Genomic DNA, 15,757 nt, shown 5'->3' on the forward strand with positions numbered 1-15,757 from the left:
CAACATCGGCTAACACATGACAGCCACGCCCAGCACCCCTGGGCGTCCCGATCTTACGAATGATCCGAACAACCCATGAAGAAGGGTATGGAACATATGCGTTGGAGCACCTTAGCGATCACCGTCACACTGGCCGCGGTCACCGTGACAGGACTGGGCGCGCCCGCCGCGAACGCGGCCGCACCGGCCGCACTCGTCCCCGCCGCAGACCGCGCGGTGCAGTTCACGGTGGACGGCACCACCGCCTACGGCACCCTGCACGTGCCCGCCCACCGGGCCGGCCACCACCTCGCCGCCGCCCTACTACTGCCCGGCAGCGGCCCGACGGACCGCAACGGCGACGAGCCGCCCCAGCTCACCCCGGGGACCCTGGCGCTGATAGCCGGCACCCTCGGCGCCGACGGCGTGATAACGCTGCGCTTCGACAAGTACTTCACCGGCAGCACCGGAGCCGGCGCCTACCAGGGCGACCCCGGCCGGCTGGACCTCGCCGCCTTCACCCGCCAGGCCGCAGCCGCCTACACCACCCTGCGCGACCAGCCGGAGACCGACCCGCACGCCCTGCTGGTCGTCGGCCACAGCGAGGGCGGACTGCAGGCGCTGCTCCTCGCCCGGACGGTACGGCCCGCGCCGGCCGGCCTCGCACTGCTCGCCCCGCAGGACGAGCGCCTGCTGGACCTCCTGGCCGCCCAGCTCGACACCCAGCTCGACCAGGCCGCGGCGGCCGGGCAGTTGACCGAGCCGGTGACCCAGGCGAACAAGTCGGGCGTGGCCGCCGCCATCGCCGACTTCCGGGCCGGACGCCCCACCGACACGAGTGCTCTGCTGCCGCCGCTCGCCTCGCTGCTGAACGCGCTCTTCGGCCCGAACAACGCCCGCTTCGTCCGCAGCGACGACGCCGTCTACCCGCCGGACGTCGCCCGGGCTATCCGCCCCGGCACCCGCGTCACGGTCACCTGCGGTACCGAGGACACCAACGTGCCCTGCGCGACCACGACGCCGCTGCTCGCCGCACTCGCCCGCACGCACGCCACCGGCTCGGGCCTGCGCACCCTGGACGGCCTGGACCACTTCCTGCATCCGGCCGGCACACCGGTGAACGACCGGATGCTCGCCCCGGCCGCCGAGACGGCGCTGCACGAGTTCGCCCGCCCCTGGAAGTCGGCCGAATAGCCGGCCCGCTCTCCGACCGGTGCACGGCAGGCCCCGCTGGCCCTGGCAGTTCGGCTGTCTCGGGCCGGCGGGCCGCTGCTCCCATGAGGTCACCCCGCGAGTCGGCCGGGCCGTCCGGTCGATGACGAGAGCCCGTCGCGGATCCCCCACCCGCGAGCAGGCCGACGAGCGACCTGACCACTCGTCACCACAGACGCGGTTGCCGCGCCTCGGCCGGGGCCGAGCAGGAGGTCTGGGCCCTGCTTGTGGCCCACCCGGTGCTGTGGACCGCGATGGCGGGTGCCACCGACAGCGTCCCGGCCCTCGCCGACCCGACCGCCCTCCTCACCGACCAGATGCCGGTCGGCGCCAGCCCGCTTCCCGCCCGGCCTGCCCCGGCCTGCCCGGTCCGCCCCTGGAAACCATCGAGGAACAAGGGCTTTCCGAGCACACGCATGAACGCCGCGTTCCCAGCGCGGAAAACCGCACCGGGAACGCGGCCCTGACCCCCGATGCGCCTGCGGAACGGCAGGAGGCCGATCAGCCAGGGCCCTGGTTGCCGGGGCCGGCCCTTTCGGCCTCGGCGACGCGGGTGCCGCCGGAGCGGTCTGTGAGAACGACCACGGTTCGTGGGTGGAGGTCTCCGCGTTCGGGTGGGGATGGGTCTGAAGTCGTTGGCGGAGGTCTGCCTCTTCGGTCGTGAGCTGCGCTGGTGGCCGAGCGCCGCCCCGACCGGCCGGTACCGCCGATGGTCGGTACCGGCCGGTCGGGGTGGCATCTGCCGGCCACGGTCATCGAGGAGGGCCGGGTCCTCTCCTCGATGAGCGGAGTCCTGGCCGACAGCTCCTATCGTCTGCTGCCGGCCTGACGGCCCGGCCTCACTTCAGGTGCCGGCCGAAGAACCGGTCCCCGTCCTCCACCTCGAACCACGGGGTGCCGGTGTGCCCGCCCGTGTTGGCGTGCAGCGTCTTCTCCTTGGTGCCGAAGGCGTCGAACAGGTCCAGGGCCCGCTGCCGGGGGTTCCCTTCGTCGTCCCACTGCAGCAGGAACAGCAGCGGAATGGTGACCTGCCGGGCCTCCTCGCGCTGGGCGCGGGGCACGTAACCGCCGGCGAAGAGACCGGCGGCCGCGATGCGCGGTTCGACCACCGCCAGCCGAATGCCGACGGCGGCCCACCCCGAGTACCCGACCGGGCCGCCGATCTCGGGCAGCGAAAGGAGGGCGTCCAGGGTGGTCCGCCACTCCGGGACCGCCTTTTCGACCAGCGGGCCGACGAAGGACTCGAAGATCTCGTCGACCGGCTCGCCGGCCTGCATCGCCCGGCGGAGGTCGGCGCGGGCCTGTTCGTCGGTGGCGGAACGGGGCCGGTCACCGCACCCGGGGGTGTCGATGGCGGCCACCGCGTAGCCGTGCGCCGCGCAGTACCGGGCCCGGGCCACCAACCGGGGTTCCCCCTTGGGTAGGCCGTTGTTGTGGGCCATCAGGATCAGCGGGGCCGGTGCGGATCCAGGCGTCCACAGGGTGCCGGGGATCTGGCCGAGGGTGAATTCGCGTTCGAGGACGCCGTCGTCGAGATGCTGTTCGGAAGTGAAGTGCATGGTCGTGCCTTTCGGGAGTGCTCTTGAGCGGCGCTCCCGGACGACCTATCGCCCGACCGTGACCCCGGAGGGGAGCACCCATGTCGATACTGCGTTCACGGGTACCACCTCCTCGTTCTCTCGCACGGCCTCCGGAAAAGTAGCAGTGGTCGCCGTGGTCCGCCAACGGGTTTTTGCGGAGGCTCCGTGGCCGGATGCATGATCGTTCTCACCGATAGCCGCTGTACCGATGTTCCAGGCGCCGCCAGAGCCCCGTGGGTTCAGGGAAACTGGCCACTCTTCAGCGGGAACCCACGGGTCGGATGCTGTGCTCTGCGGAGGTCGACCCTCGAGTTCGTGCCGACTCACGGCGTTATCCAGGGTGCACAGCAGGTGTCAGGCAAGTCAGGCAAGTACTCCGGAGCGAACTTGCCTGACCGATATCCAAGGGTCTGTTAGGCAAGTTCGTGGTCTCGGTGCCATCGCGCGCAGTCGGCAGCCCAGTCGGCTCGGGTCCGTTGGAGTGCTTGGTACAGCCGCTCGGCAGGTACCTCGAAGGCGCGTTCGTGCTCAGGCTTTCGGATGCTGATTCGTCGGCGTAGCGAGGTCGTGTCGGACATTCAGCAAGACCGCCGTCGTCGTCATCACCGCGAAGTCCGCCGGGCGCAGGGTCTTCGGCCTTGCCGCCGCAGACGTCCGTCTCGCTTGACCTCTTGCGCGTCAGTCCGGCAGCCAGTGCAGCTCGTGCGCCAGGGTTTTGGCGACGGCACGGATGCGGCGGTGTAGTGGCGACTGCTCGCGTGGGAGGACCAGGTGGATCGTCAGGCTGGGCGCGCCCCGCAGCGGTCGCCAGGTGAGACCGGCCGGTTGTGCCGTGGCCGCGGCTTCTCCGGCCGGGGCGAGGGTGACCCCGTCGCGCAGGTCGCGCTGAGACATGTCGAAAGAGACTGCGGGCGTGTGGAACCGGGGGTGTGGTCGGGTGTCTCGGAACAGTGCGGACAGCTGATCGTGGATCACGGGGTTGGCCGCACGGTCCGGGAGTCGCAGCGGATACGCGGCCGCGTCGGCGATCTCGATCTCCGGGTGTTCGGCCAGCGGATGGTGCTGCGCCAGCTGGACCCCGACGCGCGCACGCCGCAGCAGGAACCGGCGCACGCCACGGCCCGGCTGTTCACCGCGGGTGATCCCGGCATCGATGCGGCCGTCGGCGACCGCGGGGGAGATCTCCGGTGTCGCCATCGGGACCGCGCCGACCTCGAGTCCGCTGTTGTCGCGAATCAGCCTGTCCACCAATGCCGGTGCCGTCTCGGCCCCGGCGCTGAGGCTGTATCCGATGCGCAGCGTGCCCAGTTCACCGGCCGCCGCGCTCCGGGCGGTGTCCCATGCCCGGTCCAGCGCGGCCAGCGCGGGCGGCGCGGACTCCGCCAAAGCCGCACCGGCCGTCGTCAATACGACGTTACGCGTGTTGCGGACCAGCAGGGCCGTACCGAGTTCGGCCTCCAACCGGCGCATCCGGGCGCTGAGTGCGGGCTGTGCGATACCGATCCGTGCGGCCGCGCGGGTGAAGTTCAACTCCTGTGCCAGCACCAGGAAGTACCGCAGGCTCACCGTATCCGGCGCCACGTGCCCTCCCTGCCGATTGATAACGATCCGTTCTGAGTCTATCCCGTACCGGTCTTTCCCTCGACCGCACATCAAGCCCTAACCTGCGAATGCCGGGATCGATCGATCTGAGTGTCAATTCGAAGTCGGACGTGTCCGGCCGAACACAGGAGGTTTCCATGGCCAAGGGCTACTGGGTCAGTGTCTACCCCGCCAATTCCGACCCTGAGAGGCTGACTGCCTACAACAAGCTGGCCGGTCCGGCTGTCCGGGCTGAGGGCGGGCGCGTCCTGTCCCGTGACGGTCGAGTCGTCGCCCACGAGGCCGGAATCACGCAACGCGTCGTTCTGATCGAGTTCGACGGCTTTGAACAGGCCGTCGCAGCCTACGAGAGCGAGGCATACCAGAAGGCGCTGGTGGCCCTCCCCGACGGCGTCGAGCGCGACTTCCGCATCATCGAAGGCATCGACTGACCGGCGGGCCCAGCCATCGCTGAGCATCCGTCACCTGAAACGCACACGGTGCTGAACGACGACTCACGAGACGAGTTCGAAGCGATGCCCCGCGTCCCAGTTCGTCGTCGACGTCCTCGACGGCCTGATCCCTGTCGGCGGCTCGCCGCGCTACCCAACGTCGAGCAACTTGCCTGACTTGCCTGACACGGCGATCAAGCTCTGACCTGTCACAACGGCGATTCACCCTAGACAAGAGTCGAGGCGTCCCGGCTCGTGGGCGTCGTCGCCTCGTGGAGATGCGCCTCAACCGGACCCAGGTGCTGGTCATGGGCCAGGACGATCTCGTCTGCGAGGTTGAGAAGCCGTTGTCGTACCGATCACGGTGGACATCGATTCGAACGGGGCGGCTCGGTTGGTGATCTCCAGCCGGTGTGCGCATGAAAGCAGGGCCTCCTGTTCGGCTCGTGGTTGTCGAAGCCCGAGCATCAGGCGGCCCTTGTGTCACAGTCTTGCGCTGCCGCGTCGATGGAGTCCAACTCGGCTGCCCGGTCGTGTGACTGCCTCGCTCATCGGTTCGGGAACGCGGGCGACCGTCCGAACCGGGGGCGTACGCGGTCCGGGCCGCACGCCCGGCGTCGTCGGCCTGGCCGGGCCCGTCGAGCTGGTCGTGGTCGTCGTCCTGGTGGTCGTGGTCGGGGTGCTGACGGGTACTCGCGGGCTGCTCCTCATGGTGTTGCCGTCGGCGAGCTCGTTGGACAGCACGCTCGCGTTGACGCCACACAGGGCGGCCGCGACCGGCACGGACATGGTGTCAAAAGGGATGTGGTCCGGGGGGATCGGCACCATGAACAGCAGTTATGGCAGAGTGTCAGTTCTCATTCGAGCAGATGTTCACACTGGGGAGAGGCATGCACAAGACTTTCAGCTTCGGGCGGGCGGCCAGAACGGCGGGCTGCTTGCTCGCGCTGGTGATCTCGTCGACGGTGGCGATGGAGCCGAGCGCCTCTGCGGCAACCGGGACGGGGCTGCAGAACCAGAAGTCGGGGCTCTGTCTCGGGATATCCGGGGGCGGCAGCAGCGACGGGACGCCGGCCATCCAGTGGGAGTGCAACCACAACGACGACCAGGCATGGTCGTTCGTGCCGGCCAGTGACGGCTTCGAGATTGTCAACGGGAGCGGGAAGTGCCTGGAGGCGCCCGGCTGGACCACCGTCGCGGGGGCCCAGCTCGGGCAGTGGGCCTGCCACGGGGGTGCGAACCAGATCTGGTACCACAGCGGCAGTGACACCGGGCCCATCCACCTGATCAACAAGAACTCGAACATGTGCATGAGCGACCAGGGCGGCAGCATGTCCTGGGGCGCGTCGATCATCCAGTGGCCGTGCAACGACGCCGCCGACCAGCTCTGGAACTGACCGCCACGACCGGCTGACCGGGCTGCCGCACTCCGGTCCACCAGGGTCGACGGCCGCCTGCAGGTCGTCCCGGATCGCAGCGCTACTGCGAGGTTGAATGGCGGCGCCACCTGGTGGTGGCCGCCACGGCGGGCGTTCAGCGCATCCCCGGCTCCGGAGTCGGGGATGCGCCCGGGTAAGGAGTCGTTGTCGAACCGAGTGGTTCGCTTGGCGTTCGAATGAGGGTTCCCGGTCGGGTGATCCTGTCGCAACCCGGGAGTGAGGACAGGGTCCCTGGCGCATCTCGTGGGTGTTGAAGCCTGAGACGTTCCGGGAGATCCTGTTGCCGCAGTTGCACGCGATCGCGCCAGCGAAGTCCAACTCGCCTTCTGTTACGTGTGATTGTCCCGCGCACCTGCACGGAAACGCGGCCGACCACCCCGAGCGGGCGCGGGCCTGCTCATGGGACGCTGCCTCGCCCGCTACCAGGACCAGAAGGTCACCCGCTTGCCCGTCGCGGCGTGAACACCCCGGGCCGCTCCTCGGCCAGCCAGCACCGCTCCACCAGCCGCTTCGCCTTTGACCGCACACCCTCGACCTTCGCCGGGACCCGCTCCAGGCCCAGCCGAGAGGCCAACTCTGGCCCCTTCGAGCTGTCGGTCGACGCGGAGCCGCTCCAGCGGTGCGGCCTGGCTGCCCCGCCGGTCGGCGTCATCGAGGCCCGCAAGGCCCTCGCCTACCGGCTGGTCGAGATCCGCAAGGACGCCGGACTCAACGGCGACGAGCCGTTGTGCCGCTGTCGTCAGTGGTCAGACATCCGCCTGTCGCCCGGTTCTACCGGGTCACGTAGCTCTCGCTCGCGTGTGCCGGTGAGCTGGTGGCCAGCATCAGCGCCGGCACCGCCAGCACCGCACCGATCTTCGCCAGGTGGCGCTTCACGTCCACGTTTTCCCCGTCTCCGCTGTGACGAGGGACACGGCTGCCGGCGTCGCAGCGCATCGCACTGCGGAACCCCCGTGTCCGCAGTGCGATGGCCGCACGTGCTGCGGCGCTGCTGTCTGACGGCCGGCAGCCGAATACCGGGCCCGTGTGTCGGCCCGATGGAAGGATCATCTTCGGCGCGCCTGTCATGGAGCTAACATGCCGCAGAGATCAAACAGGAGGTGCAGTGCAGTTCAGCGTGCTCGGTCAGCTGAGTGTCCGTGATGGCTTCGCAGAGATCACTGTGAGCGGTGTGAAGCTCCGCTCGTTGCTGGCAGTGCTGCTCCTGCATGCGAACCGGCCCGTCCCGACGGACCGGTTGCAGGACGCGTTGTGGAGCGAGAACCCACCGGCCTCGGGCGCTGCCGCCGTGCACAATCTGGTGGCACGGCTTCGGCGTGTGCTGTCCGACGACACGGGCCAGCGGCTCTCGGTGACACCGCTGGGCTACCTGCTGAAGGTCGACGACGACGAGCTGGACTGCCAGGTCTTCAAACACCACCTGGCCCGGGCCCAGACTGCGTTTCTGGGCCAGGACTGGGACATCGTCCGCCACGAGACGGTTGCGGCGCTGGAACTGTGGCAGGGCGAACCGCTGGCCGAGCTGGCTGACCTCGATGAGGCGCGGGCACCGCGCGAACACTGGCGTGAAGCCCGTCTGCAGGCCCTGGAATGGCACTTCGATGCCGAGCTGAACCTTGGTCGGCATCAGGGAATCAGTGCCGATCTCGCGGCCTTGGCCGCCGAACATCCCTTCCGGGAGGCATTCCACCGGCAGCTGATGATCGCACTCCACCGCACGGACCGCACCGCAGAGGCTCTGGAGGTCTACCGCGCCCTGCACCGCGCTCTCGCCGATGAACTCGGCATCGATCCGAGCCGGGCCACTCAGGGCGTACACCAGGAGATTCTTGGTTCCGGTGACGCCTCCGGCAACGTCGCTGTGCCCACACCACAGCCCACCCGGGAAACGCCGTCCGGGACGGCCTCCGTGGTGAGCGCCTCGTTGCCCCGGGACATCTCCTCCTTCACCGGACGCCACGAAGAAATCGACCTCGTCCTCGCAACGTGCCGTGCCGGCAGCGCAACAGGTGGAGTGGTGGGGATCCACGCCGTCGACGGCATGCCGGGCGTCGGCAAGAGCGCCTTCGCCATCCATTGCGCTCACCGTCTGACCTGCGAGTTCCCCGACGGCCAGATCTTCCTGCCGCTGCACGCCCACACCCCGGGCACACTTGCCGTCGAGCCGGCCGACGCCCTGACCATGCTTCTGCTGGCCATCGGGGTGGCGCCGCAGCAGATCCCCTCCGACCTGTCGGCTCGGGCCGGGCTGTGGCGCAGTCAGGTGGCCGGCAAGAGGATGCTGGTGCTGTTCGACGACGCCCTCAGCAGCGAGCAGCTGAGGCCCTTGCTTCCTGGAGCACCCGGCACACTGGTGATGGTCACGAGCCGTCGCAGGCTGGTGGATCTTGAGGACGCCTTGCCCATCACGCTGAACGTCCTGCCCCCACAGGAGGCCGCTCAACTCTTCACGGCCGAGGCCGCTCGAAGTGGGCTGTCGCCGAACGATCCATCGGTCGTCGAGACGGTACGCCTGTGCGGGTATTTGCCGCTGGCCATCCGGCTCATGGCGGGTCGCCTGCGGCACCATCCGTCATGGTCGGTGGCCGATCTGATCTCAGATCTGACCGTGGCTACCGGCCGCCTGGCCGCTCTCAGTGCCGAAAGGACCTCAGTAGCCGCCGCCTTCGACCTGTCCTACCGAGGCCTCTGCCCCGACCTGCAGCGGCTGTTCCGGCGGCTCGGCCTGCACCCCGGTGACGACATCGACGCCTACGCCGCCGCCGCGCTGGACGGCACTGACCTCCCCACTGCCCGGCGATGGCTGGAAATGCTGGAGGACCACCACCTGATCGACGAACCGGTGCGCGGCCGCTACCGCATGCACGACCTGATCCGCGAGCACGCACGGGCGCTGGCCGCCGCCGACGAGCCGACAGTCCGTGAAACTGCCGTCGAGCGGCTACTGGATCACTACCTGGCCGCCACCAACACGGCCAACCGCCACCTCGCCCGCTACACCCCCGCCGCAACGCAGCCGTCGGCCAACGGACCCGACCTGTCCACCCCGGCGCTCGCGATCGCGTGGCTGCGGGCTGAACGAGCCAACCTGCACGCCGCCGTGGAGTTCGCCGCGGCCCACGAGCGACCGCAGCACGCGATCCGCATACCCGCCGCCATGCACGAGTTCCTCCGCAGCCAAGGCCACTGGCAGCAGGCCCACATCCTCCACCAGACCGCCCTGGACACCGCGCTGCGCACCGGCGACCGGCTCGGCCAGGCCGACTCACTCACCAACCGAGGCGTAGTCTGGGGGCTCGCCGGGCAGACGGAGCCATCGTCGCGGGACCTGCTCCAGGCCCTGGAGCTGTACCGCGAACTGGGAGAGCGCCGGGGCCAGGCGAACGCGCTGAGCAGCCTCGCCCACACCCAGTTCCTCGCCGGACGCTACACCGAGGCCACCGAGCTGCTCCAAGAAGCGCTCGTGTTCCACCGAGAGCTGGGCGACCGCCTCGGTGAGTCGCACACCTTGATCAGCCTCGGCCATGGCCTCCAGCTCTCCGGGCGGCGCCACGAGGCCGTCGAGCACCTCCAGTCGACCCTGGAGCTGTGCCGTGCCCTCGGCAACCGACTTGGCCAAGCGAACGCCCTCTTCAGTCTGGGCACCATCATGGAAGTGACCGGCCCGTACGTGGACGCCGCCGCCCACTGCCGTGAAGCGATGGAGCTCTACCGGAGCCTGGACAACAACTTCGGCCGCGGAAACGTGCTCAGCGGACTCGGCAACGTCGAGTGCCTGCTGGGCAACTACGAATCGGCGGAGGCAATTCACCGTGAGGCGCTGGAACTCAACCGTGTTCTCGGCTCCCGGCTGGGTGAGGCCAACGCACTGACTGGCCTGGGCCTGGTCCAACAGGCCACCGGTCGGTACTCAGAGGCTGCCACCACCATCCGCGCTGCGCGCGAGCTGCAGCACTCGATCGGCAATCGGCGCGGGACGAGCAACGCCCTCGCCTACCTGGGCGGCATCGAACATGACACCGGCCGCCACGCCGCAGCCGTCGCCACCCTCAGCGAGGCCCTGGCCGCCTACCGTGAACTGGGCTTTCGTCCCGGCGAAGCCCGCGCACTCGCACAACTGGGCGACGCCCAGCGCGCACTGGGCCGGTACGACGACGCGGCCGAGAGCCTGCGGCTGTCCGCCGAGCTCTGCCGTGAGATACCCGACCCCGGCAGTGAGGCGCAGGCCCACAACTTCCTCGGCCACCTCCTCGCTGAAACCGGCAACCCCGAGGAGGCCCGCATTCAGCACATGAAGGCTCTCGAACTCGCCAGGACCGTCGGATCTCCCCTACAGGAGGCCCGCGCTCTAGCCGGCCTCGGAGACGTGGCGTGGGAACAGCGGACACAGTCGCCTACCGGGAAGCCCTGACGGGCATCAGCTGGGACCGCGACCGGGCGCTCCCGGACCTCGGCGGCCGGCTCCGGGTCGATGCCCTCCAGCAGCTCCCGGGCCTCCTCCCGCAGCCGCGGGGCCTGCTCGGCCAGGCGGCGCCGGCGCAGGGCGGCCTGGCGGCGGGCCCGCCCGCAGTGGAGGCCGGGACGACCGGTGCGGGCCGGGCAGATCGTGGTGCTGTCCCGGGGTGTGCGGCGGCTCGCCGTCCGCGGGCTGGGCTCGGGGTTCGAGGAAGAGACCGAGCAGTTCGGTGGGGACAGGCTGTTGACCGGGGCCCGCGTCCGGCCGGGCGCGGGCCCGGAGCGGGCGCCTCGCCGCCTCCGGCAGGCCGGGGGCCCATCCGGTCGGGCGGCACGCCGGGCCGCCCCGCACCGTTTCGAGGAGGACCCGGTGCACGGCTACGGCCGCACCCTGCTGACCCAGCTCCTGACGGCCGCCGGCCACACCCCGGAGCAGGCATCGGCGGCCCTCAGCGGAAGCCGCATCCTGAACTGCCCGTCCCTCTGGCGACCACGCACTACGGTGGGGTGCATGTCCGAGTTCTCCGTGCGGGATTTCTACGACGACTTGGCCCACGACTACCACCTGATGTTCCGGGACTGGGACGCGAGCATGGCGTACCAGGCCGAGGTGCTGGACGGTCTTGTCAGCCTGTGTCTTGGAGCGGGACCGCATACCGTGCTGGACTGCTCGTGCGGGATCGGTACCCAGGCGATCGGGCTGGCCTCGGCCGGGCACCAGGTCGTCGGCAGTGACCTGAGCCCGGTCGCCGTCGTGCGGGCCGCTGCCGAGGCGGCGGCCCGAGGCAGCCGGCTTCCGGCAGCTGCAGCCGACATGCGCCGACTGCCGTTCAAGGACGGGGTCTTCGACGTCGTGCTCTGCGCGGACAACTCGCTCCCGCACCTGCTCTCCACGCGAGATCTCCGGACGGCGCTCCTCGGCATGAGACGGGTGCTCCGAGACGACGGACTGTTGATGCTCACTGTCCGGGGTTACGACGAGGCGCGCCGGACCAGGCCCACAGCGACACCTCCCCAGGTCTCGGACACACGCGACGGCCAGGTGATCACCTTCCAGCTGTGGCACTGGCACGAGGACGGCGAGCACTACGACCTGGAGCACTTCCAGCTCACCCCCGCAGAGAACAGCTGGAAGGTCCGAGTCCGCCGGAGTACCTACTGGGCGCTGACACGCTCGCAGTTGACCGGGTTCGTGGCTGAGGCCGGCTTCACCGACATCACCTGGCACAGTCCGGCCTCCAGCGGGTACTACCAGCCCGTGCTCACCGCACAGCGCGCTGACTGCGCGCGGTAGTCCGGACATCGGTTCCGTCCCCGGTCTCTCCATTCATCTATCGCAAGCCGTTGAACGTTGCCGGTCAGAGCGGACAGCACCGAGTCCCTCCTCGCCGGCCGACTGCGGCCGTCGTTCGCCGGTGGCAGGGATCGCTGCCGTGCATCTGCGCGTCTGGGCTTGAAGTTGCCGTTGCGGCAGCTTCTACCGTCGTGTCCAGGGCCGGAGAGGCCGGCCCGGTGAAGCACTTCAGCCGGTGACGGTTCCACCGGCCCAAGGGCCGCACCCACCAGGTACGGCAAACTCGCGGTCCGCTACGAGGCTACCGTTCTCGTTGCCGCCATCAACGAGTGGTTGTGACGTACTGGTCCGACGACAACTCGAACACCCGTACTCGCCGACCGCCGGTGGGATTGACGGTCTCACGGACCGGACGCATCCCCAGTTTGGTCATGATCCGTTCGGAGGCGTCGTTGCCCACTTGAGTGATGCTGACGATCCGCTCCAGCCCTCGCTGTTCGAAGCCGAACCGTACAGCGGCCGCAGCGGCCTCGGTGGCCAAGCCCTGCCCCCAGTGGGAACGTCCCAGCCGCCAGCCGACCTCGACCGCCGGCAGTACCTCCGGCAAGAAGTCGGGCACCGAGAGGCCGGTGAACCCGGCCAGCTCGCCAGTGGACCGGATCTCCACGGCAAACAGGCCGAAGCCCTGTGACTCCCACTCGCTCTCCCACGCCCGGATCCCGCCACGGGTCTGCTGTTCGTCACGGACGCTGCCGTCACGGATCCACCGCATGACCTCGGGGTCGGCATTGATGGCAGTCATGGGCGCGACGTCTTCCTCGCGCCAGCGACGCAGGATCAAACGGGGAGTCTCAAGCGTGACCATCCAATCATTCTGGATCGCAAATGGGCTCTCCGCCATCCTCACCAGGAACTTTCGATACACGCCCTGGCAGCGCTCCGGCTCCGGCGATATCCCGCGGGCGCGGGATGAAGGACGCGACGGCCCGCCGGACGATCGGCCTCAGCAGGTCCCAGCGGCGGCTGACCGTGGACTGGCTGACACCGAAGGCCGCACCCGCGACCCCCTGCATGAGGTTCTTGTGCATCAGGCAGACCACCAGCATCACCGACTGGTACAGCCCGATCGCCGCGGGCCGTCCGCCCGGCCTCACGACCTCGCCGAGCAGCTCTGCACACCGCCCGTACAGCAGAACCCGTTGCCCGCTGTCGAGCCCCGTGAGAGCATCAAGGTTCAACGGTCCGTCTCCTTTCGTTTGCGCTTCGCAACGCAAATGAAAGAGTGCGGGCCGTTGCCATGTCCACGGTTTTGAGAAATTCACCAAGATCTGCGAATGGCAGGTGCCGTTTGATGTACACGACAGAGCTGACAGAAGCCTGCATCGAGGATGCGAGCAACATCTTGGTTGCGCCTTCGATGCTGCAAGACAATGACTTGATCAGGGACTTCTTCGGGTCCGTGATCACGCCGGAGGACCTTGCTTCCGGTTCGCCCGACCTCGCGCAGAAGACCGTCTACCTGTGTGGTGATATATCCGGGATCGGCAGCCGCCAGCTGCATGCGGCTGCCCGGGTATTCGTTGTCCGGGAGCTGTCACACGGTTACCACGAGGACGCCGACAAACCTTGGACCCTCGTCGACCTCGGCCGAGTTCCCATCCGCGTACACGGCGTCGGTGTGTACTACCGCCGCTTTTTCGGACTCGGCGCCGATCACTTCGGACGGATCCGTGCGGAGCACGCGTTCCAGTCCCTGACGGAGTCCACCAAGCCCGGAACAGCCCATCGCAGCGGAATCTATCTGACGCCCGTCACGCGAAACGGTGACGAACTGCATTTCCGCCTGCTTCGGTGCTCCACGAATCTCTCGGGGCCGACCGAGAGCTTTCGCCCGACCGACACGGGCATCGTCGAGGCTCTGAACCGCGAGGCCGCCGCCGTCTTCCGGAACCAGGCACCGCTGAATCACGTCCTCGCTCAGATCTACCACAACACCCTTGCCACGGCCGAGCGCAAGCAGTCCAAGGCCAAGATCTCGGCCCATGCCGACAAGACCAAGGACATGCCCGTCAACGGCATCATGGCCTTCTGCACCTTCTATGACCGGCTCGACAAGCTGCAGCCCCTGGCCGAAGACGCCTTCGACTACGGTGTGAAGGGTGCCAGCGGGCTGACCAAACTCCACTTCCGCCTCAAGGAGCGGATCGAAGAACCCGACGGGGTCGTGCTCCCCCCGCAGTTCAGCGTGACGCTCTACCCCGGCTCCGTGTTCTTCATGCCGCTGTCCACCAATCGCCTGTATACGCACGAAATCCGGCCCGCAACGTTGGACGCCGAGTTGCTCCCAACCCGCCTGGGATACGTGGTGCGCTGTTCGAGCGCCGAAGCCGTTCACAAGAACGGCCACACGTTCCTCAAAGTGGCCGGGGACTTGGTGGAGCTGGGGCCGCCCACACCGGCCGGCATGAACGAGCTGCGCAGGCTGTATGCCGAGGAGAACAGGACCTCGTCCTTCATCGACTACGGCGACGAATTTCTCTTCAGCATGAACACGGGAGACTACGTTGCCCCCCGAGTCTAGGATCTCGGACGAGATCCTCTCGTACACTTTGCCGACCGAGGAGAATCTCTTTGCGGAGCTGTCCGCGTCGGCTCGTTTGGAAGACGTAGGAAAAGGCCGGCAAGGCGCCGTGCTTGCCAGGATCGACGAGGCGGGTGGTGTGCCTCTCGTGCGTACTACCACTCGATACAGCAGTCCGGCGCAGCGTTTCCGGGCGGTGCACGAACGGCTGGCGCAACAGATTCAAGAACGTGCGGCGATCTCGGTCGGCTTCAACAACGCTCTCATCGAGAGCTACACGAACGCTTACACAACCATGGGCAGCCATTCCGACCAAGCCCTCGATCTGGCCAACGAGTCGTTTATCGCCGTCTTCTCCTGCTACCAGCATCCCGAAGCGAGCCCGCCGAGGAAGCTGATCTTCGAATCAAAGGAGTCCGGTGGTGAGAAGTTCGAGATTCCCCTCGCCCACAACAGTATCGTCACGTTTTCCGTCGACTCGAATCGGCGACTCAGGCACAAAATCGTATTGGATGCGCCCGTCCGGGCGACGGACAACCAATGGTTGGGTGTAACCTTTCGAACGTCAAAAACATTCGTTCGGTTTCGCGACGGACATGTGTACCTCCCGGAGGGTGCGCGTCTCGGGTCGGCCGACGATGAGCAGAGGAGCGAGTTTTACCAACTACGGCGCCGTGAGAACAATGAAACGGACTTCATCTACCCCCTGCTGACGTACACCATCAGCGAGAGCGATCTGATGCCGCCCGTCTGACCTAGAGGGCTTTTGAACAACCCTCCGGGAGAACAGTCCGGAAAGATCGGTTCGGAATTCGCTGGGAATGCTGCCGGGAGTGTGCGGCCGGGCCACGCCGCCGGGCCACACCGCCGGGGAGTGCCCCAGTGAGTGCCTGCGGGGCCTGGCGGGGCTGTCCCCGTTCGACCGCCACGAACTGATCTGCACGACCACTGCTTCCATGAGGCTCCGCCAGTGGGCCATCGACCAGCGACAACAGGGGCGCGCCGAGCCGCGCGAGTCCGGACGGCACCGGCCCGCCGCCTCCCGCGTAGCGCAGCCCCCGTGCCCCTGGGTTACCCGAGTGCCTACCTACTGGGCGGGCCTCGTCCTCAGTCCTTCAGCATCACCAACGGCAGGCCACTGTCGCTCCACGCGCCGCCCGTCTCGTCGACCTGGTAGCGGTCGG

At 68.2% G+C, this 15,757-nt stretch carries 12 protein-coding genes; 8 read left to right on the plus strand and 4 right to left on the minus strand.

Annotation, left to right across the window (positions count from 1 at the left end; all coding sequences use genetic code 11):
- Positions 1–75 precede the first annotated feature (75 nt).
- Together ACFC1R_RS36805 and ACFC1R_RS36810 are read left to right on the plus strand one after the other, a co-directional pair.
- Positions 76–1,173 carry an alpha/beta hydrolase gene (locus tag ACFC1R_RS36805; protein ID WP_375946084.1) on the plus strand — a complete coding sequence of 366 codons (1,098 nt, stop codon included), beginning with the start codon at positions 76–78 and terminating at the stop codon, positions 1,171–1,173.
- A 691-nt stretch (positions 1,174–1,864) separates the two neighbouring features.
- Positions 1,865–2,020, plus strand: a complete 156-nt coding sequence (locus tag ACFC1R_RS36810; protein WP_375946085.1) for a hypothetical protein — start codon at positions 1,865–1,867, stop codon at positions 2,018–2,020.
- Positions 2,021–2,030: 10 nt separating this feature from the next.
- Here ACFC1R_RS36810 and ACFC1R_RS36815 read toward each other — a convergent pair whose 3' ends face one another.
- Complete coding sequence (locus tag ACFC1R_RS36815) at positions 2,031–2,750, minus strand: dienelactone hydrolase family protein (protein WP_375946086.1); 720 nt, start codon at positions 2,748–2,750, stop codon at positions 2,031–2,033.
- A gap of 699 nt (positions 2,751–3,449) precedes the next feature.
- A complete protein-coding gene (locus tag ACFC1R_RS36820; RefSeq protein WP_375946087.1) occupies positions 3,450–4,352 on the minus strand; it encodes a LysR family transcriptional regulator in 903 nt (300 codons plus the stop codon).
- 158 nt (positions 4,353–4,510) lie between these two features.
- Here ACFC1R_RS36820 and ACFC1R_RS36825 point away from each other — a divergent pair, with 158 nt between their 5' ends.
- From ACFC1R_RS36825 to ACFC1R_RS36840, 4 genes are all read left to right on the plus strand, one after another.
- A complete protein-coding gene (locus tag ACFC1R_RS36825; protein WP_375946088.1) occupies positions 4,511–4,804 on the plus strand; it encodes a DUF1330 domain-containing protein in 294 nt (97 codons plus the stop codon).
- A gap of 890 nt (positions 4,805–5,694) precedes the next feature.
- On the plus strand, positions 5,695–6,201 hold the full coding sequence (locus ACFC1R_RS36830; RefSeq protein ID WP_375946089.1) for an RICIN domain-containing protein: 507 nt from the start codon (positions 5,695–5,697) through the stop codon (positions 6,199–6,201).
- A 1,147-nt stretch (positions 6,202–7,348) separates the two neighbouring features.
- Entirely contained in the window at positions 7,349–10,654 is a 3,306-nt protein-coding gene (locus tag ACFC1R_RS36835) for a tetratricopeptide repeat protein (RefSeq protein ID WP_375946090.1), read from the plus strand.
- Positions 10,655–11,209: 555 nt separating this feature from the next.
- Positions 11,210–11,992, plus strand: coding sequence for a class I SAM-dependent methyltransferase (locus ACFC1R_RS36840; RefSeq protein ID WP_375946091.1), 783 nt, complete (start codon positions 11,210–11,212; stop codon positions 11,990–11,992).
- A 322-nt stretch (positions 11,993–12,314) separates the two neighbouring features.
- Here ACFC1R_RS36840 and ACFC1R_RS36845 read toward each other — a convergent pair whose 3' ends face one another.
- Both ACFC1R_RS36845 and ACFC1R_RS36850 read right to left on the minus strand, forming a co-directional pair.
- The gene (locus tag ACFC1R_RS36845) at positions 12,315–12,857 is read right to left on the minus strand and encodes a GNAT family N-acetyltransferase (RefSeq protein ID WP_375946092.1); all 543 of its coding nucleotides are present in this window, start codon (positions 12,855–12,857) and stop codon (positions 12,315–12,317) included.
- 4 nt (positions 12,858–12,861) lie between these two features.
- Positions 12,862–13,230, minus strand: coding sequence for a hypothetical protein (locus ACFC1R_RS36850; RefSeq protein WP_375946093.1), 369 nt, complete (start codon positions 13,228–13,230; stop codon positions 12,862–12,864).
- A gap of 113 nt (positions 13,231–13,343) precedes the next feature.
- Between ACFC1R_RS36850 and ACFC1R_RS36855 the strand changes: the two genes are divergently transcribed.
- Both ACFC1R_RS36855 and ACFC1R_RS36860 read left to right on the plus strand, forming a co-directional pair.
- Positions 13,344–14,573 carry a hypothetical protein gene (locus tag ACFC1R_RS36855; protein ID WP_375946094.1) on the plus strand — a complete coding sequence of 410 codons (1,230 nt, stop codon included), beginning with the start codon at positions 13,344–13,346 and terminating at the stop codon, positions 14,571–14,573.
- Positions 14,557–15,327 (plus strand): hypothetical protein, encoded by a 771-nt coding sequence (locus ACFC1R_RS36860; protein ID WP_375946095.1) that lies wholly within the window; start codon positions 14,557–14,559, stop codon positions 15,325–15,327. The genes ACFC1R_RS36855 and ACFC1R_RS36860 overlap by 17 nt, the downstream gene beginning before the upstream one ends.
- The last annotated feature ends 430 nt before the right edge of the window (positions 15,328–15,757 follow it).

Origin of the sequence: Kitasatospora sp. NPDC056138 (genome assembly GCF_042264695.1) — a bacterium.
Taxonomy (GTDB): Bacteria; Actinomycetota; Actinomycetes; order Streptomycetales; family Streptomycetaceae; genus Kitasatospora.